Source organism: Streptomyces sp. ST2-7A (assembly GCF_021390475.1).
Lineage (GTDB): Bacteria > Actinomycetota > Actinomycetes > Streptomycetales > Streptomycetaceae > Streptomyces.
Genome location: NZ_JAJUWS010000061.1, coordinates 1 through 25,840 on the forward strand (window position 1 = coordinate 1; position 25,840 = coordinate 25,840).

At 74.2% G+C, this 25,840-nt stretch carries 24 protein-coding genes and 2 pseudogenes; 11 read left to right on the top strand and 15 right to left on the bottom strand.

What is annotated here, in order from left to right:
• From LZF96_RS25005 to LZF96_RS25020, 4 genes are all read right to left on the bottom strand, one after another.
• The coding region (locus tag LZF96_RS25005; protein ID WP_233876909.1) for a hypothetical protein at window positions 1-378 on the bottom strand (378 nt) is incomplete at its 3' end.
• A gap of 287 nt (window positions 379-665) precedes the next feature.
• Window positions 666-1,223 carry a hypothetical protein gene (locus tag LZF96_RS25010; RefSeq protein WP_233876911.1) on the bottom strand — a complete coding sequence of 186 codons (558 nt, stop codon included), beginning with the start codon at window positions 1,221-1,223 and terminating at the stop codon, window positions 666-668.
• Between the two features lie 119 nt (window positions 1,224-1,342).
• On the bottom strand, window positions 1,343-2,836 hold the full coding sequence (locus tag LZF96_RS25015; protein ID WP_233876913.1) for an aldehyde dehydrogenase family protein: 1,494 nt from the start codon (window positions 2,834-2,836) through the stop codon (window positions 1,343-1,345).
• Between the two features lie 65 nt (window positions 2,837-2,901).
• Window positions 2,902-3,738 carry a helix-turn-helix transcriptional regulator gene (locus LZF96_RS25020; protein WP_233876955.1) on the bottom strand — a complete coding sequence of 279 codons (837 nt, stop codon included), beginning with the start codon at window positions 3,736-3,738 and terminating at the stop codon, window positions 2,902-2,904.
• A 384-nt stretch (window positions 3,739-4,122) separates the two neighbouring features.
• Between LZF96_RS25020 and LZF96_RS25025 the strand changes: the two genes are divergently transcribed.
• Window positions 4,123-4,764, top strand: coding sequence for an ATP-binding protein (locus LZF96_RS25025; protein WP_233876915.1), 642 nt, complete (start codon window positions 4,123-4,125; stop codon window positions 4,762-4,764).
• 316 nt (window positions 4,765-5,080) lie between these two features.
• On the opposite strand, the gene LZF96_RS25030 is transcribed toward LZF96_RS25025, so the two are convergent.
• The 5 genes from LZF96_RS25030 to rpmG all read right to left on the bottom strand — a co-directional run bounded on the left by LZF96_RS25030 (window position 5,081) and on the right by rpmG (window position 8,149).
• Window positions 5,081-5,314: a DUF397 domain-containing protein gene (locus LZF96_RS25030; RefSeq protein ID WP_233876916.1), complete on the bottom strand. Its 234-nt coding sequence runs from the start codon at window positions 5,312-5,314 to the stop codon at window positions 5,081-5,083.
• A gap of 488 nt (window positions 5,315-5,802) precedes the next feature.
• Complete coding sequence (rpsR, locus tag LZF96_RS25035; RefSeq protein WP_233876918.1) at window positions 5,803-6,039, bottom strand: 30S ribosomal protein S18; 237 nt, start codon at window positions 6,037-6,039, stop codon at window positions 5,803-5,805.
• A gap of 349 nt (window positions 6,040-6,388) precedes the next feature.
• Complete coding sequence (locus tag LZF96_RS25040; protein ID WP_233876920.1) at window positions 6,389-7,618, bottom strand: GTP-binding protein; 1,230 nt, start codon at window positions 7,616-7,618, stop codon at window positions 6,389-6,391.
• A complete protein-coding gene (locus LZF96_RS25045) occupies window positions 7,618-7,950 on the bottom strand; it encodes a type B 50S ribosomal protein L31 (RefSeq protein WP_233876922.1) in 333 nt (110 codons plus the stop codon). The genes LZF96_RS25040 and LZF96_RS25045 overlap by 1 nt, the downstream gene beginning before the upstream one ends.
• Window positions 7,951-7,960: 10 nt before the next feature.
• The gene (gene rpmG, locus LZF96_RS25050) at window positions 7,961-8,149 is read right to left on the bottom strand and encodes a 50S ribosomal protein L33 (protein ID WP_233876924.1); all 189 of its coding nucleotides are present in this window, start codon (window positions 8,147-8,149) and stop codon (window positions 7,961-7,963) included.
• Window positions 8,150-8,320: 171 nt separating this feature from the next.
• Here rpmG and rpmB point away from each other — a divergent pair, with 171 nt between their 5' ends.
• The 5 genes and pseudogenes from rpmB to LZF96_RS25075 all read left to right on the top strand — a co-directional run.
• On the top strand, window positions 8,321-8,557 hold the full coding sequence (rpmB, locus tag LZF96_RS25055; protein ID WP_233876926.1) for a 50S ribosomal protein L28: 237 nt from the start codon (window positions 8,321-8,323) through the stop codon (window positions 8,555-8,557).
• 10 nt (window positions 8,558-8,567) lie between these two features.
• Window positions 8,568-8,873: a 30S ribosomal protein S14 gene (gene rpsN, locus LZF96_RS25060; protein ID WP_233876928.1), complete on the top strand. Its 306-nt coding sequence runs from the start codon at window positions 8,568-8,570 to the stop codon at window positions 8,871-8,873.
• A gap of 347 nt (window positions 8,874-9,220) precedes the next feature.
• Complete coding sequence (locus tag LZF96_RS25065) at window positions 9,221-10,225, top strand: DUF3048 domain-containing protein (protein WP_233876930.1); 1,005 nt, start codon at window positions 9,221-9,223, stop codon at window positions 10,223-10,225.
• Between the two features lie 210 nt (window positions 10,226-10,435).
• Entirely contained in the window at window positions 10,436-12,433 is a 1,998-nt protein-coding gene (locus tag LZF96_RS25070) for an ABC transporter ATP-binding protein (RefSeq protein ID WP_233876933.1), read from the top strand.
• A gap of 132 nt (window positions 12,434-12,565) precedes the next feature.
• A pseudogene (locus tag LZF96_RS25075) lies at window positions 12,566-13,561 on the top strand (rod shape-determining protein); the annotation flags it as partial.
• Between the two features lie 648 nt (window positions 13,562-14,209).
• Here the strand turns inward: LZF96_RS25075 and LZF96_RS25080 are convergent.
• A complete protein-coding gene (locus tag LZF96_RS25080; protein ID WP_233876935.1) occupies window positions 14,210-15,469 on the bottom strand; it encodes a M23 family metallopeptidase in 1,260 nt (419 codons plus the stop codon).
• 781 nt (window positions 15,470-16,250) lie between these two features.
• Here LZF96_RS25080 and LZF96_RS25085 point away from each other — a divergent pair.
• On the top strand, window positions 16,251-16,643 hold the full coding sequence (locus LZF96_RS25085) for a DUF6343 family protein (RefSeq protein ID WP_233876937.1): 393 nt from the start codon (window positions 16,251-16,253) through the stop codon (window positions 16,641-16,643).
• A 72-nt stretch (window positions 16,644-16,715) separates the two neighbouring features.
• Here LZF96_RS25085 and LZF96_RS25090 read toward each other — a convergent pair whose 3' ends face one another.
• A complete protein-coding gene (locus LZF96_RS25090; protein WP_233876939.1) occupies window positions 16,716-18,413 on the bottom strand; it encodes a protein kinase in 1,698 nt (565 codons plus the stop codon).
• Between the two features lie 270 nt (window positions 18,414-18,683).
• Entirely contained in the window at window positions 18,684-19,970 is a 1,287-nt protein-coding gene (locus tag LZF96_RS25095; protein ID WP_233876941.1) for a glycoside hydrolase family 6 protein, read from the bottom strand.
• A 223-nt stretch (window positions 19,971-20,193) separates the two neighbouring features.
• On the opposite strand from LZF96_RS25095, the gene LZF96_RS25100 reads away from it, so the two are divergent.
• The 3 genes from LZF96_RS25100 to LZF96_RS25110 all read left to right on the top strand — a co-directional run bounded on the left by LZF96_RS25100 (window position 20,194) and on the right by LZF96_RS25110 (window position 22,654).
• Window positions 20,194-20,544 carry a PadR family transcriptional regulator gene (locus LZF96_RS25100; protein WP_233876943.1) on the top strand — a complete coding sequence of 117 codons (351 nt, stop codon included), beginning with the start codon at window positions 20,194-20,196 and terminating at the stop codon, window positions 20,542-20,544.
• Entirely contained in the window at window positions 20,541-21,428 is an 888-nt protein-coding gene (locus LZF96_RS25105; protein WP_233876945.1) for a hypothetical protein, read from the top strand. Before LZF96_RS25100 ends, LZF96_RS25105 begins: the two co-directional genes overlap by 4 nt.
• Before the next feature lie 188 nt (window positions 21,429-21,616).
• On the top strand, window positions 21,617-22,654 hold the full coding sequence (locus LZF96_RS25110) for a DUF4184 family protein (RefSeq protein ID WP_233876947.1): 1,038 nt from the start codon (window positions 21,617-21,619) through the stop codon (window positions 22,652-22,654).
• Between the two features lie 35 nt (window positions 22,655-22,689).
• Here the strand turns inward: LZF96_RS25110 and LZF96_RS25115 are convergent, their stop codons facing one another.
• Window positions 22,690-23,358 (bottom strand): histone deacetylase, encoded by a 669-nt coding sequence (locus LZF96_RS25115; RefSeq protein ID WP_233876949.1) that lies wholly within the window; start codon window positions 23,356-23,358, stop codon window positions 22,690-22,692.
• A gap of 337 nt (window positions 23,359-23,695) precedes the next feature.
• Between LZF96_RS25115 and LZF96_RS25120 the strand changes: the two genes are divergently transcribed.
• Window positions 23,696-24,283, top strand: coding sequence for an SRPBCC domain-containing protein (locus LZF96_RS25120; RefSeq protein ID WP_233876951.1), 588 nt, complete (start codon window positions 23,696-23,698; stop codon window positions 24,281-24,283).
• Between the two features lie 47 nt (window positions 24,284-24,330).
• Here LZF96_RS25120 and LZF96_RS25125 read toward each other — a convergent pair whose 3' ends face one another.
• On the bottom strand, window positions 24,331-25,383 hold the full coding sequence (locus LZF96_RS25125) for an NAD-dependent epimerase/dehydratase family protein (RefSeq protein WP_308294287.1): 1,053 nt from the start codon (window positions 25,381-25,383) through the stop codon (window positions 24,331-24,333).
• Window positions 25,380-25,840: pseudogene (locus LZF96_RS25130) on the bottom strand (cytochrome P450); the annotation flags it as partial. The gene LZF96_RS25125 and the pseudogene LZF96_RS25130, both read right to left, overlap by 4 nt.

The window sequence follows — 25,840 nt, forward strand, 5'->3', positions numbered from 1 at the left end:
ATCACCCGGATCCACCTCCAACCGCGCCGGCTCCGCGATCGCCACCACCCCACCGGCCGAACTCCCCCGCACCTCACCATCCGACGGACCCTCCACCCACCACCACGTATCCACGAAGATCACCGCACGCACCGGCGGACTGTGCGCGAGCGTGAAATCAGGAACGACCAACTCCCCGAACGCCTCCCACGCCAACTCCTCCAACGAAAGACCGGAATCCCCCGGCGTGATGAACTCCCACACCCCGGGAAGCTGCGCCCCGTCGGGGGCATAACACCTCTTGAAGACGTAGACGGAGTCCTCCGAAGGAGGCTCCTCCGGCCACTTGTCGGGAGTCGGGTAGAGATACGACGGAATGGCCGCCCAACACGCGTTCACCCCCTCACACCACTGCGCATCCCCCCTGCCCTCCACCAAGGACAGATCACACGACGGGGAAGCGGAACCACTGCTGCCGCCGTCATTTCCTCCCGATCCGCTGCCTCCGCCTCCCTCGGGGACCCTCCCTCCACACACATAGACCATTCTTCCGGTACCACGCTCCGTCCAGCAGTCGGGATCGCTTCGATCAGCCATGGCAGAAGAGGTTGGCAAAGCCAAAGCTGCCGCACAAGCGGCAAGAATCACCGCTCCTCCTCGGGCCGACCATCCGGGCCCCACAGGGCTCAACACGAGATTTCCGCTTCTTCCTGAAGGACATGACTCGCCAGAATCCATCCTTCAGAAGTTCGTTCCGCCAGGAAGGCACGCGGCGTCGCGCCTCGCTTCTCGATCGGAGCCTCCACACCTTCCGCCATGATCGGCCAGTCGTCCTCGTTCACACAGGACTCCACTTGAGCGGAGTCCTCATCGACCGGGAAAACGGTTACACCGGTGATCTCGGGCTCTCCCACTCTGAAAAATCCTTCATCATGGTATGTGGAAATCATGGAAAGCTCTTCCTCGGCGAGGTCCGGGGAGGCGAATTCGAGGAGGGGGCCGCCGTCGAGGGGAGCACCGTTCTCGATGGCGATGATCTCCGTCCAGTAACGGTCGTGGAGTTCCTCCAGGGCCCGGATGTCCTCCTCGCTCAGAGTCTCCTCCGGCTCGGAGGTCTCCTCCTCGGCGGTGGGGACGGGGAGCGCGGCGTCATCGGCGTCGCCACCGCCCGAGCACGCGGACAGGAGGGCAGCGGTCACGGCGACCACGAGGAATCGGGAAGGTCGAACGGGATTCTTCGTCACGGACCACAGCGTAGAAGCATTCACCGACCACGCGACACACCGGGTGACACCCCGTCATCGAACGGTGACGAACCAACATTCCCGGTTGCCCCGACAGCCCTCGACGGTGGCGAGGGCGGTCAGAGGGGGAAGACCGTGCGGCCGTGCTGCACGGAGATCCACTTGGTATCGGTGAAGGCGTCCAGCAGCGCGTCCCCGTTGAGGCGTCCGAGGCCGGAGCACTTCATACCGCCGTAGGGCACGATCGGTTCGTCGGCGACGGTGGCGTCGTTGACGTGCACGATGCCGGTCTCGATCCGGTGGGCGACCCGCAGGCCGCGCTGGATGTCACGGGTGTGCACGGCACCGCTCAGCCCGTAGGCGGAGTCGTTGGCCAGGGCCACCGCCTCGTCCTCGCCCTCGACCGGGGTGAGGAGGACGACGGGCCCGAAGATCTCCTCGCGGTGCAGCGGGGAGTCGGCGGGCACGTCGGTGAGGACGGTGGGCGGCACGAGGTTGCCGCGTCGTTCCCCGCCGTGCAGGACCCTCGCTCCTCCGCTCACCGCGCGCTCGACCTGTGCCCACAGGTGATCCGCGTAGCGGGCGTCCATGAGGGGGCCGATGTCGGTGGTGGGGTCGCCCGGGTCGCCGACCCGCAGGGCGGAGACCCGGGCGAGGAAGTGCTCGGTGAACTCCGACAGCACACTCCGATCGACCAGGAGGCGGTTGGCGGCCATGCACATCTGGCCCTGGTCCATGAACCGGCTGAAGACGGCGGCGTCGGCCGCGTACGCGGTGTCGGCGTCGTCCAGGACGATCAGGGCGCTGTTGCCGCCGAGTTCGAGGACGACCCGCTTGAAGTGACCGCCGGCGACGGAGGCGACGTGCCGGCCGGTGACCTCGGAGCCGGTGAAGCAGATCACCCGGGGCACGGGGTGCTCGATGAGGACGTCGCCGACCTCCGCTATGTCGGTGACGACGACGTTGAACAGTCCCGTCGGCAGTCCGGCGTCGGCCAGCAGTCGCGCGAGGAGGGTGCCGCCACAGATCGGGGAGGACTGGTGGGGCTTGAGGACGACGGCGTTGCCCAGGGCGAGGGCGGGCACGACGGTCTTCAGACCGAGGAAGAGCGGGAAGGTGTAGGGGGAGATGACGCAGACGGTGCCGACCGGCATCCGGGTGAGGTAGTTCTCCTTGCCCTCCACGGGCGAGGGCAGGATGCGGCCCTCGGCGCGCAGCGGTAGGTGCAGGGCCTCGCGCAGCGCCTCGCGGACAAGACCGAGTTCGTAGGTGACGCGGGCCCGGGTGCCGCCGAGTTCGGCGGTGATCAGCGAGGTGATGAGCGGTTCGCGCTCGTCGATGAGGTCGAGCAGGCGCTGGATGACGCGCCGGCGGGCGCCCGGGGTGACGGCGGCCCATTCGCGCTGGGCCCTCTCGGCCGCGCGGTAGGCGGCGTCGACCTCGTCGGCGGTGGCGACGGTGATGGCGGCGAGTTTGTCGCCGGTCCAGGGGTTGAAGTCGATGACGTCCCAGTCGCCGCTTCCGGTCCGCCAGGCACCGTCGATGTACTGACGGGCGAGGTCGTCGAGGACGGCCTCCGGGCCGATGGACGGGACCTCGGGGAAGTCGGACATGTCACTCCTCGGCGCGTGGGTCTTGGAGGATGACGTGGATGACGGGACGTCAACCACCGCGAATCCTACAGTTCCCGACTGATTTCGTGGAGAAGCCGTCGGGTTTCCTCGGGGGTCGCGGCCACCCCCGCCAGGGCGTTCATGGTGCGGCGGTACTCGGCGACCTCGTCCTCCTTGTCGAGGTAGAGGGCGCTGGTGAGCTGTTCCAGGTAGACGACGTCGGAGATCTCCACCTCGGAGAAGGAGAGGATGACGAAGGCGCCGCTGACGACGGGGTGGTCGGTGCGGTCGAAGGGCACGACCCGCAGCGAGATGTTGGGCGTCTCGGAGTACTCGGCCAGCAGTTTCAGCTGGTCGCGCATGACGGCCCGGCCGCCGTAGACGCGGCGCAGCGCACCCTCGTCGAGGACACAGTGCAGGTGGGGGGCGTTCTCGCCGACGAGGATCTTCTGCCGTCCCATGCGCAGCGCGACGCGGCGGTCGACCTCGTCGGCGGGGAGGTCGGGGTAGTTGCCGACGACGACGGCGTGCGCGTATTCCTCGGACTGCAACAGGCCGGGGACGAACTGCACCTCGTAGGTGGCGATGGCGGAGGCGGCGGCTTCCAGACCCACGAAGGTGGGGAACCACCCGGGGAGGACGTCGTTGTAGCTGTGCCACCAACCGGGGCGGTTGGAGGCCCGGGCGAGGTTGAGCAGGGGCTCGCGCTCGGCCTCCTCGATGACCCCGTAGAGCGTCAACAGGTCGGCGACATCGCGCGGCTTGAAGCTCACCCTCCCCAGCTCCATTCGACTGATCTTGGATTCCGAGGCGCGGATCGAGTAGCCGGCGGCCTCGCGGGTGACCCCGCGGGACTCGCGCAATCGGCGCAACTGGGCACCGAGCAGGATGCGGCGCACCATGGAGCCGCTGGAGTCGGCGCCCCCGACTTCCCCGGCCCGGCCGCCCCGCGGTGACTGCGGTGTGCTCATGGGGTCCGATCCTCCTTGGTGACCCGAGAAGTCTGCCATCTCCGGGCTCCGTTGTGTGCGCGCCCGGTTACACTGCATGGAATTTTGCTGATGCACGTGCATCTGCCCTTGCATTTGCCGTGGGCGTTGGGAAGCATGAGTGCAGCGCGCCATCGTGTCGGCGCGCCCGCACGACCTTGCCGTGTTCGACGGGGAGACGGCAGGGACCGACGGGGGTGACTCCGTTGGCCACCGGGGAGTCCGGGCCGTCCGCCATCCGCTCTCCCCGGACCAGCCCAGCCGCCACCGCCACCGCGAACGCCGGGAGTCCGTACCATGGGGATCGAAGGAGCGCCCGTCCTCGAGACGTTAGGTCGACAGCAGTCCCTGATCGATCCGCGCAGTCTCGACGGGGCCGTCTCGGTACGTCTGCCGAGTCGCCCCGAATCCGTGCGCGGAGCACGGGATTTCACCCGGAACACGCTGGTCGGATGGCGCCTCTCCGAGCGCTTCGACACCGTGGCCCTGGTCGTCTCCGAATTGGTGACCAACGCCGTGCGGCACGGGTGCCCGGAGTCGTCGGGTGACCCCGCCCGGGCCACGGACGCCGCGCCCGGGACGGACCCGTCGACCGGCGGGGACCTCTGTTCCGGCCCGCGCGCCCCGCGCCCGCGCGACGGGTCCGCCCCGACGCGCGGGGTCGCCGGCCGGACGGTGAGCACCGCACGCCCCGGCACGGTCACCGAGCCGCCCGACATCGTTCCGGTGGAGTTGGAGCTGCTGCGCAGCAACCGCCGGCTGGTGTGCGCGGTGCGGGACTGCGGCGAACGCGCGCCGCGACCGGGACGGGCCGACGCGTCCATGGAGGGCGGTCGCGGCCTGCACCTGGTGGAGTGCTTCAGCGACGGGTGGGGATGGCGTCCGCTGGGTGACGGCAGGCGCGGCAAGGTGGTCTGGGCCGCCTTCCGACTCGGTTGAGGAACCACCCGGTTCACCCCGGGACGCACGAAACGCCCACGGACGGCCGGTGTCCCCCGCGAGGGGGCGCCGGCCGTCGTGACGCGTGGGGGTCGGGACCGGGGCGGGCCACCGGTACGCGCGGAGGAACGGGGAACGCCGGAGCGCCGGAGCGCCGGGTCCGCGTCCCCCGGAGGGCGCGAGGGGTGTGGGGGTCAAGGGGTGTGGGGGTGTGGGGTCGGTGTCCCCCCGGGGGTGGGGGCGCGACTCGATGAGGGTCCGGGCGTTCCGACCCGGGGCCGGGCGCGGCTTCCCTGTGGTGCGGCTCTCGGGAGGATCAGGAGACGAGGTGGTCGAACTCCCCGTCCTTCACACCTCGCAGCAGGGCCTCGACCTCGGCCCGGGTGTAGACGAGTGCCGGCCCCTCGGGGAACCGGGAGTTACGCAGCGCGACATCTCCGGTCGGCAGGAGGGCGAACTCCGCGCAGTTGCCCTGCCCGTTGCTGTAGCTGCTCTTGATCCAGGCCACGTCCCGCAGGTGTGCGGCGGCCTCGTGGTGCGCCTTGGTCACAGGCTTCTCCCCGGTCGTTACGAGAGCGGTACCCGAGCCCCGAATGGGTGTGGGACTCAACTCGCGGGGATCATAACCCCGTTCATATGCATATGCACGGACGGATGCACGTGCACAGCCGTGGGTCGTCGCCTCGTCACCGCCGGTGGGAGCGATGCGGAGGGTTCCGCTCCGCTCTGCCGCCGGTCCCCGGGAGGGCGGGGGCGCTCCTTCGAAAGCCCTCCGCCGAAGGCCCGACGACCCGGTGCGACTCGCCGGTAACCGGCCGCCGCGCTGCCGACGATCTCTACCCAGAGTGACGCCCGCCGGGACCGGTGGGTTCCGGGACACGCCGGGGAGCCGACCCGGAAGCACGGCCGGCCGGAAACACCCCACCCCCGGGTCCGGGGTACGGAACCGGGGGCGGGGGCACGGGAGTCGTGGGGATCGGCGGTACGCGGACCGACGGGCGGGGCCGGGCGTGTGAGCGGCGCGCGGCCGAGCGCGTCTCAGCGGCCGGCGTAGGGCAGCAGAGCCATCTCCCGGGCGTTCTTGATCGCCTTCGCCATCAACCGCTGCTGGCGCACGGTCAGCCGGGTGACCCGACGGCTGCGGATCTTGCCCCGGTCCGAGATGAACTTCCGGAGCAGATCGGTGTCCTTGTAGTCGATGTACTCGATGCCGGCGGCGATCAGCGGGTTGGGACGGTCGCGGAGCGGCTTGCGCTCGCGGGGGTGACGGGGCACGGAGAACCTCCGGATCGGTGACGGGGTCGGGGTCGGGCCCCACCGGCGGCGGGACCGGTGGGGCCCGGGCGGTCGGTGGGTCGGGGACGGGCGGGTCGGTGTTCGCCGCCGGCCCGCCGAGGGGTCCGGGCGGGTGGAACGGCGCGATACGCGGGCCCCGGTACGGGAAGGTGCGGACGTGCGTCCGACGGGGTGGGCCCCGGGCCGGGACGGCCGATGGACAGGGGCGGGCCGCCCCTCGGAGGCACCCGACCTCTCCCGTCGCCGGCCGACCGTCGCCGACCGGACGCACGATCCCGTACCGGGGCCCGCGCCATCGGACGGCACCGTGCCCGGCGGTGCCGCGCGCTCAGGGAACGGCCGGGTCCAGCAGTTCGTCGAAGGCGGAGTCCAGCCGGCACCACGCCTCCCGGCCGGCGGCGTACTCGCCGTCCGTCAGCAGGCAGGAGTCGAGCAGTTCGGTCACTCCGTCGACATCCAGTTCCGGGGAGACGAACACCAACAGCTGTCCGCGGTCGCCCAGTTCCGGGTCCCAGTCCAGGGCGGCGGCGGCCAACCGCTCGGCGGGCACCAGGTCGCGGGCCGCGTCGGGGAGGGCGGCCAGCCAGGGACCGAGGTTGTCCACGCACAGCGCCCCGCCCGCGGCGTCCCAGGACAGCAGGGTGTCGGGACGGTTGGCGAGCCAGAAGCGTCCCCGGCTGCGGGCGGCGGCGCAGGCCAGGTCCTCCAGCGCCTCGTGCAGCCGAGCCGGGTGGAAGGGGCGCCTGGCCCGCCAGACGTGGGTGGTGACGCCGTGCGCGTCGGCCTCCTGCGGGAGCAGCGCGCAGGCGGGGTGCTGCCGGGCGGCGGCGGCCCCCGGGTCGAACCCGGCGGTGAGCGCGGCGACGAGTCCGGGGTCGGTGACGGCGATCCGCCGGGCGGTGGGGTGCAGCTGGGTGAGCAGCTCGATATCCGCGGGATCGGCGGGGTCGGGCGTGAGGACCCCGCCACCCCCACCGTCCCCGCCGACCGGTCGGCCGTCCGCCGTCGGGGTCGAGCCGTCGGACGGCACCTCGGAGCCGTCGGCCAGGACCAGTACCGGCGGGTACTCCAGTTGACGGGCGAAGGTGTCGGCGATCACCCGTTGATCGGTGGGCGCGGTGGCCAGGCCGGCCTCGGCGAGGTCGTCGCCGTTGCCCAGGGAGGGCAGCACGAGGGCGGGATCCACCGCGCAGGTCACTCCGACCAGTTCGAAGCGACCGTGGCCGTGTGCGGCCACCACCTCGGCCATCGAGCGCGGTTCGACCGCGTCCCACAGCTCCACGACGGCCAGCCGGCACAGGCCGCTGTCGGCGAGGCGTTCCAGCTCGGGCACCAGGTCCTCGCGCAGCGCGCAGCAGGCGCAGTCGTTGACCAGCGGTGTCTCGGCGTCGTCGGTGAGGCCGGTCCCGTCGACGAGGGTCCGCCGCACGGTGCCGCCGGGGGCGGCGGACAGGTCGTGGTGGAGGGCGACCGCGCCGGGCACCTCGCGCAGCAGGCGGCGCACGGTGGCGCGGCGGGCATCCCTGTGGAGGCCGGCGACGATGACGACGGGCAGCATCAGCGGCCTCCGTCGGCCCCGTCGCGGGCGCCGGAGGCGTCGGCGGAGGACCCACCGGCGCGGGCGCGGCCGGTCCGGGCGGAGCCGTAGCGCCGCTCGAAGCGCTCGACCCGACCGGCGGTGTCCAGCACCCGGGCGGTGCCGGTGTAGAAGGGGTGGCTCACCGAGGAGGTCTCGACGTCGATGACCGGGTAGGTGTTGCCGTCCTCCCATTCGATGGTCTTCCCGCCGTTCGCCGTGCCGGCGAGGGTGGAGCGGGTGAGGAAGGCGTGGTCGGCGGCCCGGTCACGGAAGACGACGGGCCCGTAGGTGGGGTGGATACCGGATTTCACGGCGGTTCTCCTAGCGCTCTTCTCGGTAGGTCACGTGGCGGCGGACCACGGGGTCGTACTTGCGCAGCACGAGCCGGTCGGGGTTGTTCCGCCGGTTCTTGCGGGTGACGTAGGTGTGGCCGGTACCGGCCGTGGACCGGAGCTTGATCACCGGCCGAATGGTGGAGCGGGAGGATCCGCTGGGGTTTCCGGAGGCCATGTGGAGTACTATACAGAAACGGGAATCATTTTCATTAACGTTCCCCCCGCCCCCTCCGTGACCCCGGTCACGAACGGACGGGTGGGAGGGGATATCCCGACCGCACCCCGACAACCGCACCCCGACCCCGGACGAGCCGCACGCCCGCCCGTCACCCAGGAGGAAGCCCACGTGTCCGCCCACTGCCAACTGACCGGCCGCGTGCCGGGCTTCGGCAACGCCATCTCCCACTCCCACCGGCGCACCCCCCGGCGCTTCGACCCCAACATCCAGCGCAAGCGCTACTGGTTGCCCTCCGAGGGGCGGCACGTGCGCCTGCGGTTGAGCACCAAGGGCATCCGCACGGTGGACACCATCGGGATCGAGGCGGCCGTCGCCCGTATCCGCGCCCGCGGCGAGAAGGTCTGAGGGGGACGACGTGGCGAAGAAGAGCAAGGTCGCGAAGAACGAACGACGCAAGGAGATCGTCGCCCGGTACGCCGAGCGGCGGGCCGAGCTGAAGGAGATCATCCGCCGCCCCGACACCGACCCGGACATCCGCGAGGCCGCGCAGCGCGAGCTGCGGCGCCAGCCGCGTGACGCGAGCGCGGTGCGGGTGCGCAACCGCGACTCGGTGGACGGCCGGCCGCGCGGCCACTTCCGGGCCTTCGGGCTCTCCCGGGTGAACCTGCGCTCGCAGGCACACGCCGGGTACCTGCCGGGGGTGCGCAAGTCCAGCTGGTGAGGTCGGCCGGCGAAGGTCGATCGACGCCCGCCGGCCGGTGAAGCCGGTGGTGGTTCACCGGGCGGGGGGCCGACCGGCCCGGTGGACCACCACCCACCCCGGGGTCCGAACCCGGACCCCTCCCCGATCGCGGCGGGACGGTGCCTTCCTCCGCCTTCCTCCGGTGCCGTCCCGCCGCTCCGGCCCAGCACCCGGCGCACGCCCGCGCGTGTCCCCCCGATCGGGTGACCCGACCCGCCCCGGCGGGCCCGCCGGGTCACCCGTTCGGCCTCGGAAGTCGCGCGTACGCGCCCGGGGGATCGACCCCGGGCACGGGACGTGGTGCACTGCCGGGTGGGGGTGATCCTGTGATCGGACCATCACACGGCGGGCATCGGACGTCCCGCCCCGCCCGGAGCCGGCGTCCGCGCCGGCGGCTCGTCGCCCTGGCGCTCTGCCTGCCACTCGCCCTGCTCCCCGCCTGCGGACTCGACACCACGGGCGGCGACCCCGGCGTCTCCCCCTTCACCGGCGTCGAGGGTCCGGACGGACCCGTGCTCGCCGTCAAGGTGGACAACGTCGCCCCGGCCCGGCCGCACACCGGGCTGGAGGACGCGGCGATCGTGTACGTGGAGGAGGTCGAGGCGGGCCTGACCCGTCTGGTCGCCGTGTACTCGGGGACGGTGCCCGCGCGGGTGGGGCCGGTGCGCAGTGTGCGGGAGTCCGACCTGGAGCTCCTGGCGCAGTTCGGCCGCCCGGCGCTGGGGTTCTCCGGCGCGCGGTCGGACCTGCTGCCGGAGGTGCGCAGTTCGCCGATGCTCGCGGTGGCCCCGGAGGACGCCCCGGGGGCGTTCGAACGGGACACCTCCCGGCTCGCGCCGCACAACCTGTACCTGGATCCGGAGGCGGTGATCGAGGCCGCCGGGAACCCCTCCACCTCCCGGGACATCGGATTCCGCTTCGGCGATCCACCGCCGGGTGGGGAGCCGACCGGTGAGTACACGGTGGCCTTCCCGGGCACCTCGGTGGGTTTCCGCTGGTCGGAGGGGGACGGCCGGTGGGAGGTGTTCTTCGACGGCGAGCCGGCGGGCAGCACGGCCGGCGGGACGTTGGGCGCGGCCACGGTGGTGGTGCAGTACGTCACGGTGCGCCCCTCGGAGTACGCGGACCGCGGCGGCTACGTGACGCCGTACACCGAGACCGTCGGCGAGGGGCCGGTGGTGGTGCTGCGCGACGGGCGGGCGTACACCGGCGACTGGAGTCGCCTCTCGGCGGGTGGTGGCACCCGGTTCACCGATGGCGGGGGCAACCGGCTCACCTTCGCACCGGGCCAGGTCTGGGTGGTGCTGGCGCCGGTCGGCGACGAAGGGTGAGCCGGGGCGTGTGACGGCATCCGGCCGCGCGCGACCGGGAGGGGGCGCGGGGGCGGATGTCCCGGCGCGATCCTCCCGGCACCCCTTCCCGCCCGCCCCTTGACCTGAAGTTCACTTGAGGTTCTACCTTCGGGGAGTCGGCCCCCACCCGGGGCCGACTCCCGCGCGCGGCCCTCGCCGTGTCGTGCCCCGGACCGGTAGGAGCCCCGGATGAGCATGGAGATCGCCGCCTGGAACACCCTGTACAACCAGCGGCACGCCCCCGACGACCAACGCCCCTTCTCCCGCAAGACCCTGCGTCGGATCGCCGGCTTCGCCCGCCCCCACCGGCGGCGACTGGTGGTCTTCCTGGTGCTGAGCGTCCTCGGCGCACTGCTCGCCGTCGCCACCCCGGTGCTCGCCGGCCGGGTGGTCACCGTCATCACCCGACAGGGCGCGCCCGGCACCATCGTGGCCATCGCCGTCCTGATCGCCGTGATCGCCGTCGCCGAGGCGGTCATCGGCCTCTTCTCCCGGTGGCTGTCGTCGCGCATCGGCGAGGGCCTCATCCTGGATCTGCGCCGGGCCGTCCACGACCACGTGCAGCGGATGCCGATCGCGTTCTTCACCCGCACCCGCACCGGCGCCCTGGTCAGCCGGCTCAACAACGACGTGATCGGCGCCCAGCGCGCCTTCAGCGACACCCTCTCCGGCGTCCTGGGCAACGCCGTGACCCTGCTCTTCGCCCTCGGGGTGATGCTGACCCTCTCCTGGCGGATCACCCTGCTGGCCCTGGTCCTGCTTCCGGTGTTCGTGCTGCCCGCGCGCCGCATCGGCACCCGCCTGGCCCGGTTGAGCCGGGAGGCCGCCAACCACAACTCGGTGATGAACACCCGGATGACCGAACGCTTCTCCGCCCCCGGCGCCACCCTGATCAAGCTGTACGGCCGCCCCGAGGAGGAGTCCGCCGGGTTCATCGAGCGGGCCGAACGGGTGCGGGACATCGGGGTGCGCACCGCGATGCTGCAGATGACCTTCGTGACCGCGCTGACCCTGGTCTCCTCCCTGGCACTGGCCCTGGTCTACGGGCTGGGCGGGGTGATGGCGCTGGGCGGGAGCCTGGAGCCGGGCGCGGTGGTCGCCCTGGCCCTGCTGCTGACCCGCCTCTACGCGCCGCTGACCGCCCTCGCCGGGGCGCGGGTGGAGGTGATGAGCGCGCTGGTGAGCTTCCAGCGGGTCTTCGAGGTGCTGGACCTCACCCCGCTGATCCGCGAGCGGCCCGACGCCCGACCGGTGCCCGACGGGCCGCTGTCGGTGGAGTTCCGGGACGTGGACTTCGCCTACCCCTCCCCCGACCGGGTCTCCCTCGCCTCCCTCGAGGAGGTCGCCGTCCTCGACGCGCGCGGCGGCGAACCGGTGCTGCACGGCGTGGACTTCCGTGCCGAGCCGGGACAGTTGATCGCGCTGGTCGGCTCCTCCGGGGCCGGCAAGTCCACCATCGCGCAACTCCTGCCCCGCCTGTACGACACGGACGCGGGCTCGGTGCGGATCGGCGGGGTGGACGTACGGGACCTGACCACCGACTCCCTGCGGTCGGCCGTCGGCATGGTCACCCAGGACGGACACCTCTTCCACGACACCATCCGCGCCAACCTGCTGCTCGCCCGGCCGGAGGCGGAGGAGCCGGAGATGTGGGACGCCCTGCGCCGTGCCCGCCTGGACACCCTGATCGCCTCGCTGCCGGACGGCCTGGACACCGTCGTCGGGGAGCGCGGTTACCGGCTCTCCGGCGGTGAGCGGCAGCGCCTGACCATCGCCCGGCTGCTGCTGGCCCACCCCCGGGTGGTCATCCTGGACGAGGCGACCGCGCACCTGGACGCCGACTCGGAGGCCGCCGTGCAGGAGGCACTGGCCGAGGCCCTGGCCGGCCGCACCTCGGTGGTCATCGCGCACCGGCTCTCCACCATCCGCGCCGCCGACCGGATCCTGGTCCTGGAGGCCGGGCGGATCGTGGAGCGCGGCACGCACGGGGAGTTGCTGGCGCGCGACGGCCGTTACGCGGAGTTGTACCGCACGCAGTTCGCCGAGGAGGCCACGACGGTCGGTTCCGCCGGGGCGCCCGGGGGCGATCCGACGCCGACCGTCGACCCCGTTGGAACACCCCGGTCGGCCGACGCGGCGTCAAACCGTCCCGGTGAGCCGGTGGAAACGGTCGCGCGGGTCGTCTGACGGTTCGCCGGCGCGGGTCGGGGCCGGGGGCGGGGCGGGTCCGCCGGCCCGTTCGGGGGAAGCTCGGCGGAGCCGTCCCCCGAACGGGCCGTCCGGCGCGCGCGTCACGCACCGTCGCCACACGATGATCACATGACCCCCAGTCTGGACCACCTTCGTCGTTGCACCGTCGCCGCCGACCTCGGTGCCGCCCGCACCCGCGTCTACCTGCGTCAGACCGGCCTGATCGTCGATGAGCCCTCGATCGTGGCGGTGAACATCCGCACCGGATCCCTCATCGCGGTCGGCACCCCGGCCGAGCGCATGTCCGGCCGCACCCCGGCCAGCATCCGCGTCGTCAAGCCCATCACCGGCGGGACCGTCGTGGACATCGAGATGGCCCAGCGGATGCTGCGCGCCATGGTCGGCACCAAACTGCGCCGTGCCCTGCGCCGCAAGCCGATGCTGCGCGTGGCCGCCTGCGTGCCGCACGACGCCGACCCGCTGGCCCGCCGCGCCGCCTACGAGACCCTGATCGGCCTCGGCGCCCGCCGCGTGGAGCTGGTGGACAGCCTGCTGAGCGCCGGCATCGGCGCCGGCCTGCCGGTGGAGCGCCCCGAGGCCGCCATGATCATCCAGTGCGGCGCCGCCCGCACCCAGGTCGCCGTGCTCTCCCTCGGCTCGATCGTCGCGGCGGAGAACGTGCCGGTCGGTGGGGACACCGTGGACCGGGCGCTGGTACAGCACCTGCGCAACCACCACGAGCTGCTGCTGCCCGGTCAGGCCGTTCGACCGCTGCACCTGTCGCTGTGCGAGTCCGACCGCGACCGCGCCGAGGTGCACGGCCGGGACGTGGCCACCGGCATGGCCCGCACGGTGGTCGTGGACCCCCAGAGCCTGCGGCTGGCCGTCCGCACCCCGCTGACCGCGCTGCTGGACTCCATCCGCTCGGTGCTGCACCGCTGCCCGCCGGACCTGGTCGCCGACCTCGCCGACCGGGGCGTCGTCCTCACCGGCGGGGCCGCCGAACTGCCCGGCCTGGACGCCACCATCCGGGAGAGCACCGGGATGCCCGTGCGGATCGCCGACGCCCCGGGGCGCTGCGCCATCCTCGGACTCGGCGCCATGATGGAGGGCCGACTGCGCCCGTCGGAGACCCCCGCCCCGGTGGACCTCGAGGACACCGCGCCGATGCCCGGGCACGAGCACGAGCCCGGCGAGGAGCCCCGGCACGAGGAGCGGCCCGCGCGCGGCCGGCGGCGGTTGCGACTGCGCGACCGGGGGCCGCGCGGCGACGCGGGGCGTCCCCCGGAGCACCCCTCGGAGCAGGAGGACTCCGGGCCCCGGACCGACGAGCACAGCACGGTCTGACCGGTACGCCGGCTTCGGACCGGCTCACTCCCGCCCGGTCGGATCCGATCGGATCCGACCGGGTTCGGGCCGGTTCGACGGAGGGAAACGGGCTTCCCCCCACCGGGGCCCCGGGGCGGCGCACCGCCCCGGGGCCCCGGCCCGTTCCGGGGCGGAACCGGCCCGGACGGCGGAACCGGGCCGGACGGCGGAACCGGGCCGGACGGCGGAACCGGGCCGGACGGCGGAACCGGGCCGCGACGCGGAACGAGTCGAGACGAACACCGGGACCGAACGGCGGGACGGGACCGCAGCGGCGAACGAGTCGAGACGAACGGCGGGACCGCCCCGCGACGGGCCGGGCCCGACGCCGGGACACCAGGGCGCCGGGGCGGCGGAGCGCCGGAGCGGCCGACCGGCGGGGCGGCCGACCGGCGGGGCGCCTGCTCAGCCGAGGGAGACGCCGTGGTCGCGCAGCCACCCCATCGGTTCGACGGCCGACCCGTAGTGGGGGGTGAGCCGGATCTCGAAGTGCAGGTGCGGACCGGTGGAGTTGCCCGTGTTCCCGCTCAACCCCACCCGCCGACCGGTGCCCACCCGGGCGCCCGGCTCCACCGTGACGACGGAGAGGTGGGCGTACTGGCTGTGGTAGCCGTTGTCGTGGCGCAACACCACCGACAGGCCGTAGGCGTCGTCGCACTCCACCGCGACCACCACGCCGGAGCCGACGGCGAGCACGTCCGTGCCCTCGGGCACCGCGAAGTCCTGGCCGCTGTGGCCCGCCGCCCAGCGCTCGCCGTCCGCGCCGAATCCGGCGGTGGGCACGGCCCCGGCGTCGGCCGGCAGGGGCGCGGTCCAGGGGGTGTCCACGGCCGGCTCGGCGGTTTCCCCGGCGTCGGCGCCCGCCCCGCCGGCGTCGTCCCCGGGGATCCGCGCCGGATCGGGGGCCTCCCCCGCGCCGGTGTCGACCGTCCCGGTGGGCTCCTCCCCCTCCACGGGGCAGACGGTGAGCGTCTCCCTCGCCTCCCCGGCGGCCCGGCGCGCCGCCTCGGCCCGCGCCTCCTCCAGTTCCTCCAGCCGTTCCTCGGCGCGCGCGAGGTCGCGTTCCACCGTGCGCCGGGCGGATCGGCGCTCGCCGCCCAGCCGGGTCAGCACCCGGTGGAGGGCTTCCGCCGACGCCTCGTCATGGGCCAGCCTCCGCTCGGTCTCCTCCAACTCCTCCAGCAGGTGGCGGGCCGACAATTCACCGCGTCCGATGAGGTCGGCCTCGGAGAGCAGCTCCTCCGGGGAATCCGCCAGGACCAGGCGGGCCAGCCCCGAGCCGTTGCCCTCGCGGTAGCGCTTGCCGGCCTGGCGGCCGATCGCGACGCGCAACTCCTCCGCCTTCTCACGTCGTTCCGCGAGGCGTTCCCGGACCCGTTCCAGCGCGGCGCGCTGCCGTTCCTCGCGGCGGCGGATCGTCTCGTGGTGCCCGGCGGCCTCGGCCGCGCTCTCCCGCAACCGCTCGATCTCCTCGACCACCTCGGCCAGGGCGCCGTCGGAGAGTTCCGCGGGGAGGTCGGGGCCGGGGTGGGTGTGCCCGTGAGCCGGATCGTCGTCCCCGTCGGTCCCGGCGGTCGGCCCGGCGCCGTCCGGGGCTCCGTTGTCCGACGGGGCGTCGGAGGGGGCGGCCAGGGCCGGGGCCGCGAGGGTCGACGGAAGGATCATCACGACCGTCCCGAGAACCAGGGCGGAAAGCGGGGTTCGAAGGACACCGAGCACGAGCCCGATCCTTTCCGATCGTCCCCGACTCCGACAGACGTCCGCGCGGACCCTCACTGCTTCTCCACGCGCGGCCGGCCCACCGGTTCCCCGCGGGCCGGCCGGAAAGGGGTACGCCCGTTCCCGTGGTGTGGTACATCTGTGGTCGCCCCGTGAACGGTCGGTGCCCGCTCACGGGGTGTCACCCCTCGCCGGATCCCGCTCGGCGGGACCGCGCGCGCCGATCCGGCGGAGGGCGGTCTTCCGCTTCAGGCGCCCCGCCCGACCCACCGATCACGCTCTCACCGCGTCTTTCCCGGCTTCGTCCCGGCCCTCGCCGGAGGCGGCGGCCGTCCCGGCGGACCGGCCGGCGACCCCGCCCGGCCCCGCGATCCCATCGAGCGACCCCGGACACGTCCGACGCCGCGTCACCGGCCCCACCCGCCTCCGGGCGGCGCCGCGCGCGGACGCGGCCCCGACCGACCCTTTTCGGCCGGGCACACCCGCCGCCGTGGGGACACCCGTTTCCCGGTGCCCCTCCGACGGGCACGCCCCGACGGGCCGGGACACCCGGGCGGGGCGAACCCGGGCGGGCCGTCGCCCCGGCCGCGCCCCGGCCGGTCGGACGGCCGTTCCGGCGATCACCCGTTCGGCGGCCGATCGGGGGTCGGACCGCCGGGGGGCGCGTACGGTCACGAGGACCGGGCAGGAGCCGTTCCGCAGCGTCGTCAACCTCCGGAGTGTGACCATGTCCTCCCCCGAGAACCCCGATCCGACCGGTGGCTCCCGCGCGTCCGGCCCCTCCGGCCGGGGTCACGGGCCCGAGGGCCGGGATCCGGTGCCGCGCTCGCGGTCCGGGATGATCGGCCGGCGTTCGGAGCGCGCCGGGACCGAGCCGGTGAACGCCCGCTCGGCGCTCCGCCTGCGGATGCGCCTGTCGGTGATCTTCATCCCGCTGTTCGTCGGTCTGACGATCATCTTCGCCGTCTGGTGGGGTACGTCCGAGCCCGGCGACATGCCGGGGCCGGCCGAGCTGAGCATGCTGACCATCGGAGCCGGCCTCCTGACGGTCCTCGCGATCATCAACCTGATCGTCGTCCTGCGCCGGATCCGGCGGGAAAGCGGCACCGTCGAACCCTGAGCCCGACGCGTCCCGCCCGCCGCCCCGGGCGGCGGGCGCCGGGGCGCGTGCCCCGGCGCGGCGCCCACCCCGTCAGACATCGACCCCGTGCGCCCGCGCGATCTCCACCAGGCCGCCCGGATAGGCCCGGCTCGCGGCCAGGAAGCCCCATCCGCCCTCGGTGCGGTACAGCTCGCCCAGGGTCAGTCCGGTGGCCGACCCCGGCCGACCGGGCAGCCGGAAGCCGCACAGGAACTCGCCCTCGGCGCTCTCCGCCGAGCCCTCGGTCGCCGCCTCCACCCGCACCGACAGGTCGGCCAGCACCCCGAAGGTGTGCCCGCGCTCCTCGGCCTCGTGCAGCGAGAGCGAGAGCACCACCCGCTCCGCCCCGGCCGGCAGCCACTCCTGGCGCACCCCGAAGCTCATCTCGTGCTCGCCCGGCCCCGCCACCAGGGAGACGCTCAGGTCCCCCCGGGTGACGGTGTTGTTGTAGAAGACGAAGTGTTCGTCGCTGAGGACCGCGCCGTCCCCGCCCACCACCAGGGCGCTGGCGTCCACCTCGGGGTCCTCCTCCACCCCCTCGGCGACCTCCCAGGAGAGCACCACCCGCAACTGTTCGGTCTCCGGCAGCGGGGCGATCCGCTGGCGGGGGGCCAGCCACAGGGCACCCGGGGCGACCACCAGGCCGGAGGTGAGGGGCGCGGCGGCGAACCCGGTCCCGCCGGTGTCCACCACCGTCGCCGGCGCGGGGGTCGCCGGGATCGCGAAACCGTTGCCCAGCGAGAGGCGGGGATCGATCCGGGTCGGTCGGTACGCCGGGGGCAGCGGTGCGGAGACCGCGGCGAACGGGCGGCCCGTTCCCTCCCCGGTCCCGTCCGCCGCGGTGCCGTCCGGTTCGTCTCCCCCGACCTCCCCCTCCGGGTCGGGGAGTTCGGGACAGGGCATCTCCCGCAGCAGGTCGGCCACCTCGGCGGCTCCCGCCGGGCGCGCGTCGGGGCGCTTGGCGAGCAGCCCGAGGACCAACTCGTCCCATTCGGGGGGCAGGCCGGGGCGCAGCGCGCTCGGCGGCTCGGGGGTGTCCATCATCTGCTGCCGCATCAGGGCGTAGAGGGCGTCCGCGCGGAACGGCGGACGGCCGGTCAGCAGCGCGTGGATCATGCAGCCCAGCGCGTAGAGGTCGCTGCGCGCCTCGTAGCCGCCGGACTCGATCTGCTCGGGTGCCATGTAGGCCGGGGTGCCCACCACCAGGCCGGTGAAGGTCAGCCGGGCGTGGTCACCGGAGTCGGCGAGCACGGCGGCGATGCCGAAGTCCAGCACCCGCACCAGGCCGTCGACGCACACCATGACGTTGGCCGGCTTGAGGTCCCGGTGCACCACCCCCGCGCGGTGGGCGACGGCGAGCCCGCGACAGATCTGCTCGCCCCACAACGCCACCTCGGCCGGTTGCACCGGCCGACCGCCCTCCAACACCTGTTCCAGCGACCGGCCGTGCAGCCGCTCCATCACCAGGTAGAGGACGGTGCCGCCCTCGACGGCGGCCTCACCCGCGTCGTGCACCGTCACGATGTAGGGGCTGGTCAGGCCCGCGAGCACCTTGGCCTCGCGGTCGAACCGCTCCTTGGCCCGTGGATCGCGGCGCAGGGACACGCCGCTCATCACCTTCACCGCCACCCGGCGTTCCAGGCGCAGGTCGTCCGCCTCGAAGACCGCCCCCATGCCCCCCTCGCCGAGCCGCTGCCCGATCCGGTATCGGCCGTCCAGCACCAGCCCGTCCATCCGCACCCCTGTCACGCCACCCTCGCAGTGTTGTTCAGGGCACCATCAAACTGACCCATTTCCGGCCCGTCAACGCGACCACCGTCGGTTCGTGAACATACGCGGACGGTGGCCCGCGAACCGCCCGACGGACGGGACGGAAGGGGCAGCGAGCCACGGATCGGACCTCGGGAACGCGTGCCCGCCGGTCCCGGGGAGCGGGGTACGCCCCGGAACCGGTCGCGCGCGGACAGCGCGTTCCCATCGGGTCGGCGCGGGGGCGTGCGAACCCCCGCGCCGGCCGGATCAGCGCAGCGCGGGTTGGGCCAGTCGCGCCAACTCCAGCGCCTGCTGCGGGAACCACTGTCCGGCGCGCGGCGCCACGGTGCCGCGCTCGGGGTCCTCCGGACCGTCGGTGCCGCGCAGGCACTCGCCGTCGGACTCACCGGGGATCTTGATCCACAGGTGCGCGTCGATCAGCGGGTCGCCGGTGGCGGTGGTGGGGCGCTGTCCCAGGCCCCGGTCCGGCGGGTTGCACCAGGTCTGCGGGTCCGGGTACGCGGCGTCCTCCGGCGCGGACCACGGTCCCCGGCCGTTGCGGCTGGTGTCGGTGACGTACGGCGTCCACTCCGCCCGGTCGGTGGTGACGTTCGCGGCCAGCCAGTCGAGGGCCTCCTGCGGCTCCCACCACTGGTTGGGGCAGTCGGCGGGGTCGCCGCCCTCCGCCGCGTACGCCAGACAGCCGGAGATCAGGTTCCCGTACCGGGCGAGGCTCTCGTCGGTCTGGTAGTTCGAGGGGTTGAGGTAGTAGCCGCGCGCGGAGGCGATGTCGGCCTCGAGCAGGCGGGAGACGATGGAGTCCACCCGGTGCCAGTCGCTGTGCCCGGCGTCGAGGTAGACGTTCACCTTCGGCTTGGCGGCCAGGACGCCCACCGCGTATCGGACCTCCTCGAAGCGGGCGGCGGTGAGCGTGCCCTCCTCGTCGTCCTGGCCGCAGTCGTTCGGCATCAGGGCCAGGGAGTCGGGCTCCAGGATCACGATGGCGGGGTGCGGGCCGATGCCCTTGGCGACCTCGTCGATCCACTCGACGTACTCGGCGGTGTCGGACGCGCCTCCGGCGGAGTACTGGGCGCAGTCGCGGCCCGGCACGTTGTACAGCGACAGGACCGGCATCGCCCGCTGCCACTTGGCGCCGATGACGGTGCGGCGGGCGTCGGCGCGCACGTCGTGGCCCTCCTGGCCGGTGAGCCAGACGGCCTGCGGGGTGCTGATCATCCGGCGGATGAGGTCGGCGTCCCGGAGCTGTCCCGCGCGGACCAGTTCCTTGATCTGGGTCAGGGCGCCGGGGTTGGGCGGCGGGACGTGGAAGCGGGTGACGGACGGCCCCTTGCCCTTACCGGGGTTCGGGCCGGAATCCTTGCCGGGGCCGTGGTGCGGGCCGGCCGCACCGGCGGTGCCGGCGGCGAGGACCAGCGCGGTACCGGCGGCGACCAGGGCGGTGAGGGCCCGCAGGCGGCGCCGGCGGGGTATCGCCCCGGTGGGGCGGGTGGGCTCGGTGGTGGTGGCGGTGGTGCGTCCTCGGGTGCGTCTCATCGGGGGCGGCTCCTGGTGTCGACCCGTGTGGCGTGTCCGTTGTCCGTGCACGGCCGGGAGGCCCCCATGGAGTGGGAGCGCTCCCAAGCCATGGGGACTCTCCCCTCGGAGTGGTTCGGCGTCAAGACATCGGGCGGGAAATCCCGGGAATCCCCGGGAAGCGACGAGGTCCACCGCCCCGACGACCCTGGCCATGGTCCGCCGGACGACATATGTTGGGAGCATGAGTCGGACGAGCGAGCGCGCCCTGCAGGAGCCCACCCTTCTGGTGCTCACGGCCCTGGCGGACGAACCCCGGCACGGGTACGCCATCACCCGCGAGGTGAAGGCCCTGTCCGGTGGCCGGGTGGTTCTGCGCACCGGAACCCTCTACGGCGCCCTCGACCGCCTGTTGGGGGACGGGCTGATCGAGGTGTTCCGCGAGGAGATCGTGGACGGTCGGGCCCGCAAGGTCTACACCCTGGCCGCGCCCGGACGGGAGAGGCTGGCGGTCGAGGCGGAGCGACTGGCGGCGACCGCACGGGAGGCACGCCGGCGCCTCGGGGCCTCCGGAGCGGCGGCGGCCCCCGCGTGATCGAACGACTCCTGCTCCTGTACCCGCGCCGGTACCGCCGGGAGTACGGCGAGGAGATCCTCGCCGTCCACCGGGAGACGACGGCGGACACGCCTCCGCTCGACCGGCTCCGGGAGTCGGCGGACATCATCGCCCACGCGGTGCGGATGAGGCTGGGCGTGGACTCCGCCTCCCCCACCGGACGGTTCCTGGCCGACGCCGCGCCGTTCGTGGTGGCCGCGGCGGCGGCCGGCGGCGGGATGCGTCTGAGCGAGTGGTACGCCTCGGTGGTCGCCTCCCCCGGCCCACCGATGCTCTTCCCCGACGTCTGGAGTGCTTTCCTGCTCGCCGCGGCGCTGATCGTGGTGGGGGCGGTCACGGCCCTGACCGGTCGGTGGCGCGCGGGCGCGACCGCGGTCGCCCTCGGCTCGGCGGGCTGGGCCGTGGCGGCGATGGCCGCCGGGCCCGCCTTCGGGGATCCGGTGGTGACCCCCGCCCTGGCACTGCTCACGGCCCTGCTGGTGCTCTCCGCCCCACCCGACACGAGGCCGACCCCCGGGACGTGCGCGACGGCCGGCGCGATGGCCGCCGCCGTGTGGCTGCCCATGACCGCCCTGTACGCCGGGGTCCTGCCGTTCAGCACCGATTACGGGGCCTGGCCCCTGCTGGTACCGGCGATCACCGCCCTGCTGTGGGCCCTGCGCACGGGGTCCCGGGGAGGACGGGAGATGGCCGTCATGGCCGTGGCCTCCCTCCCACTGCTCGCCCCCGCGTACCTGACGGCGTGGGGCCACCCGTTCCCGGTTCTGGCGATGACGGTCGCCCTGCCGTTGGCGGGCGCACTGGCCGCCGGCGTGTACGCGATGCGTCCGTCGCGGCGGACGGGCCGCCCCGGTCCCGCCTGAGCCGTCCCCACCGGCACTCCGGGCGGGGTCCGGTCACCCCCTCCCGATATTCAGCTGAACGACATATGATCTCGACGAGGATATGCCTCCAAGCGGCCTATCCCGTCGTGCACCCGTGCGACGGTCCCGGCCGGTCACCCCGTCACCCGCCGGCCCGGCGGCCGTGCCGACACGAAGGCCACCAGCCCATGCCGTTCACGCTCTCCCACCCCGCCGCGGTGCTTCCGCTGATGCGTCACCCGTTCTCCCCGGCCGCGCTGGTCTGCGGTGCCGTGGCCCCGGACATGCCGTATTTCCTGGGGAGCGCGCGCATCCCGGTGAGCGCGCAGTCGTGGTACGAGCCGTTCCTCAACGCCACCACCTCCCACGCGTTGTACGGCCTCCACATCGCCCTGGCCCACGCCCTCGTCCTCCTGCTCCTGTACCCGGTGGTGCGCCGCCCCGTCGTCGACCTGCTGCCCGCCCGATTCCGCACGGCGGGAGCCGGCGGGACGGCGGGGCGAGGGGGCGGGGGCGTCGCGCACCGGGCCCGCCGGGCGGGCTGGGTGGCGCTCTCCCTCCTGATCGGCGTCCTGACACATCTGGCGTGGGACTCCTTCACCCATGTCGACGGCTTCGTGGTCGCCGACTTCGACTTCATGCGCTTCCCGGTCGCGGGAGATCTCACCGTGGCGCGACTGCTCGGGCACGTCGGCACGATCGGGGGTCTGATCGCCATCGCCGTGTACTCGATCCGGCGGGCCCGCCGCACCCGGAGAACCCCGGCCGGCGGGGCCGATCGGGCCGCGCTCCCCGCGAAGGCCCGGACGGGCGCCCGGGCGGCGCTGCTCGTCGCCGCGTTCGGCGGCGCCGTGGCCGGGTTGCACGCGCCGGAGGCGTACCGGGCCGACGCGTCCGGGTGGGCGGCCGTTCGGTCGGTGGCGGAGGGGGTGTTCTCGGACGCGGCGAAGAACGGGGGCGGCGCGCTCGTCGCCGCGCTCCTGCTGTACGCGGGCGTCTGGTGGGTGCGTCGGGCGCTCCTCCGCCCGGCCCCGGCGGAGCGCACGCCGACCCCCGACGCGGGTCCGTCCCCGGTCGTCCCGTCCCCGGGCGGATCCGACGGCCCCGACGGTCGCGACGGTCGCGACGGTCGAGGTGTCCTCGTGGCCGGGCCCGCCCGGGGGATCACCGCCCCCGGGGAGGCCGTGCCCACCGCGACCGACGGCCGGCCGCACGCCCCGCGGTGATCCCGGGGGCACCGGGGCCCCCTTCCGGCCCCGGATCACCTGCCCGGCCCGGGCGGGAGGTCCGGGGGCGGGGCGTCCGGCGGCGGGCCGGCGATCAGCGCGGCCAGGGCGTCGCGGGTCCAGTGCCCGGCGACACCGGGGGACCCCGCCAACGCGTCGGCGGCCCGCTCCGCCGTCCAGTCGTTGGCCTCCCGCAGTCCCGCCCCGATCCGCCACAGGTAGGCCGGGGCCGGCGCCACCGACGGCACCTCGTCGGAGCGCCACGGAGCGGTGAAGGTCACCACCGGGAAACCGTCGAGTTCCCCGGCGAGGACCAGCGTCTCGTACCGGCCGGGGCCGACCCGCAGCCGGCCGGCCGTCAACAGGCCGTGGAGATCCGGCACGGGTTCCGTACCCGGTTCGCGGTACATCTCCTGGGCCAGGAGATCGGCGAACTGGCCGGGCCGCAGCAGGTGGCCGCGCGCGGCGGCGGGGCCGGGGGTGTCGGGGTCGTAGAAGGCCCGTCCGCCGCGCCACACCGGGGAGAGGGTGGCGAAGTACAGCGAGCCGGGCAACCACAGGGGAACGCTCCGCTCCGGAGGGCGCGGATCACGACAGCCCGGGTACTCGCGCCCGCCGTCCGGGTGAACGCCGCCGCGCAGGTAGAGGGCCAGCCGGGCGGGGTGCGTGTTCGACCCGTAGGCCGCGTACCAGAGACGGTCCACGGGGCTCACCACCCGGCGTCCGGGCGGCACGGGTGGCGGGACGTGACGGGCACGGGCACGGGCACGGGCACGGAAGGACTCCCGGATGGCCGGACGGCGGAACGGGGCGGCACGAACGCGTGATTCCCGACCGGTACCCGATTCGGCGGTGCCCCGAACCCGGTGAAACACCGGGTGACCCGAGAACCCCGTCCGGCGCCCTCCGGTTTCGGGCCGTGGCATCATCGGGCCCGCGCCACGGAGTCGCGCCCCCGTGCCCACCGTGACGCGCCGTGTACCGTCCGTCACCGCGCCTCCCCGGCGCGTCGCCCGAGCCGCCTCGAGGAGAACGAACGCCGTGCGCAGCGTCACCACAGAGATCGAGATTCCCGCCCCGCCGGAGGACGTGTGGGCGGTGCTCCTGGACTTCCCCCGCTACGGCGGGTGGAACCCCTTCATCCGGGAGGCCGGGGGACGGGCGGAGCGCGGCGGCACGCTGCGGTTGCGCATGCACCCCACCAAGGGCCGACCCGTGACCTTCCGGCCGAAGGTGCTGATCGCCGAGGTGGAGACGGAACTGCGGTGGCGGGGGAAGCTGTGGATCCCCGGCCTCTTCGACGGTGAGCACCACTTCCTTCTCACCGACCTCGGCACCCCGGAGAACCCGGCCACCCGGGTGCACCACGGCGAGACCTTCCGGGGCATGCTGGTGCCGGTGCTGGGCGCCGTGATCCGGGGCGCCGAACACGACTTCCGGTTGATGAACGAGGCGCTGGCCGAGCGGGCGACGGCCCGGTACGCGGAGCGGGTGGGTGGGGCGGTGCCCGCCATCGGCCACGCCGTGGCCGTTCCCGCCGGGACGGACGGGAACCTCCCACCGGGGACGGCACCGGGGGAAGCCGGCGCCGGGAACACCGCCGGCGACTCCCCCGCCGAGCGGGACTGAGAGACCCTGCGTCCGGAATGATCGACGGTCCGCGTCCCGGCGCGTGATCAGCCCTCGCGCCCCCGTCCGCTCCCCGGAGCGCACGGGGGCGCGGTCGTGCGGCCGAACGTCTCGTCCGCCAGGGACCACCGGGGCCGCCACCCCGTCGCCAGCGCCCGGCCGATGTCCAGCACCACGGGGCGGGCCAACTGGTCCACCGCGTACCGGGAGAGCGCCGGGTCGCGCCCCGGCCGCCGCCGACCGGCCGCCTCCGCCATGCGGGCCACCGCGTCGGCCACCGGCAGCGGCAACCGGTGGATCCGGGCCCGCGCCCCGTGCGCGGCCAGCACCCGCCGGATCGCCGCGTCCCGGCGGTACGGCTCGGCGTCCGCCACGTTGTACGCCCCGGCCGGCCACCCCCGGGCGGCCAGGCAGGCATCGGCGAGGTTGTCGACAGACGTCAGGCTCAGTGACACGTCCGGGCCGGGAAGCAGAAGCCGGCCCGCCCGCACCCGGTCGCGCAGCCGGGGCCACAGATGCGGGTCCCCCTCCCCGTACACCGCGCGGGGGCGCAGCGCCACCGCCCCGGCGGCCAGCGCGATCCGTTCCCCCGCCGCCTTGGTGCGGCCGTACGCGTTGAGGTGGCCCGAGACCACGGGGTGGTCCTCGGTGACCCGGGAACGGTCCGGGCGCGGGTCGTAGACGCTGGCGCTGCTCACCCACACCAGCGCCGGCGGGGTCCAGGACCCGGCGTGCACGGCCTCCAGCAGACGCTCGGTACCGGTGACGTTGACCTCGGCCATCCGTGCCTCGGCCGGCGATCCGGGCACCGGGTCCCCCACCTCGGCGGCACAGTGCACGACGAGGTCGGCGCCGGTGAGTTCCGGGCGGTCCCGGGAGGCGTCCCAGAACACGTGCCGGCCGACCGGGCCGGGCCGTCGGGAGAGGCAGAACACCTCGGCGCCCGCGCCGGCGGCGGCCCGGGCGACCCGGCCCCCGCAGAAGCCGCTCGCCCCGGTGACCGCGACCCGCAGCCCCGCGAGCGACCCGGGTGGCGCCGACGGCGCGGTGGGACGAAGCCCTCGGACGGTCGGCCCGGCGGGATGTCGGTCGGTGCTCACCGCGCCCCCCTCCCACGACCGGGGCCGCCCGCTGTCCCCTTCCCGTCCTTCGGGACCGCCGTGTCCACCGTGCCCTCCCGATCCTTCCTCCCCTCCCGGCCCTTACCACTCCTCGGGCCCGCCCGGACGACCAGCGAGCGCCAACCGGGCAGCGCGGCGTGCCGATCGGCCCGGGCGCGCGTCACCACCGGGCGGTGGGGGGCGAGTTCCGCGAGCAACTCCTCCAGCAGGGCACGGGCGAGAGCGGCGCCCGGACAGGCGTGCGGGCCGGCGCCGAAGACCAGCCGGGCGGTCGCGGGCGGGGCGGGGTCGGCGGGGTCGATGTCGCGACGGTGGGCGAGCGCGCCGTGCCGCACCACCAGCAGCAGCCGGGCCCCGGCGGGGACCGGTCGGCCGTCGACGACGCCGGGAGCGGCGGCACGCCGGGGCAGCACCGGGGACGGCGCGACCACCCGCA

Coding starts and splice junctions, on each gene's coding strand:
- LZF96_RS25015 (WP_233876913.1), bottom strand. CDS start 2,836: ATGTCCGACTTCCCCGAGGTCCCGTCCATCGGCCCGGAGGCCGTCCTC.
- LZF96_RS25020 (WP_233876955.1), bottom strand. CDS start 3,738: ATGGTGCGCCGCATCCTGCTCGGTGCCCAGTTGCGCCGATTGCGCGAG.
- LZF96_RS25025 (WP_233876915.1), top strand. CDS start 4,123: ATGGGGATCGAAGGAGCGCCCGTCCTCGAGACGTTAGGTCGACAGCAG.
- LZF96_RS25040 (WP_233876920.1), bottom strand. CDS start 7,618: ATGCTGCCCGTCGTCATCGTCGCCGGCCTCCACAGGGATGCCCGCCGC.
- rpmG (WP_233876924.1), bottom strand. CDS start 8,149: ATGGCCTCCGGAAACCCCAGCGGATCCTCCCGCTCCACCATTCGGCCG.
- LZF96_RS25070 (WP_233876933.1), top strand. CDS start 10,436: ATGAGCATGGAGATCGCCGCCTGGAACACCCTGTACAACCAGCGGCAC.
- LZF96_RS25080 (WP_233876935.1), bottom strand. CDS start 15,469: ATGATCCTTCCGTCGACCCTCGCGGCCCCGGCCCTGGCCGCCCCCTCC.
- LZF96_RS25085 (WP_233876937.1), top strand. CDS start 16,251: ATGTCCTCCCCCGAGAACCCCGATCCGACCGGTGGCTCCCGCGCGTCC.
- LZF96_RS25095 (WP_233876941.1), bottom strand. CDS start 19,970: ATGAGACGCACCCGAGGACGCACCACCGCCACCACCACCGAGCCCACC.
- LZF96_RS25100 (WP_233876943.1), top strand. CDS start 20,194: ATGAGTCGGACGAGCGAGCGCGCCCTGCAGGAGCCCACCCTTCTGGTG.
- LZF96_RS25110 (WP_233876947.1), top strand. CDS start 21,617: ATGCCGTTCACGCTCTCCCACCCCGCCGCGGTGCTTCCGCTGATGCGT.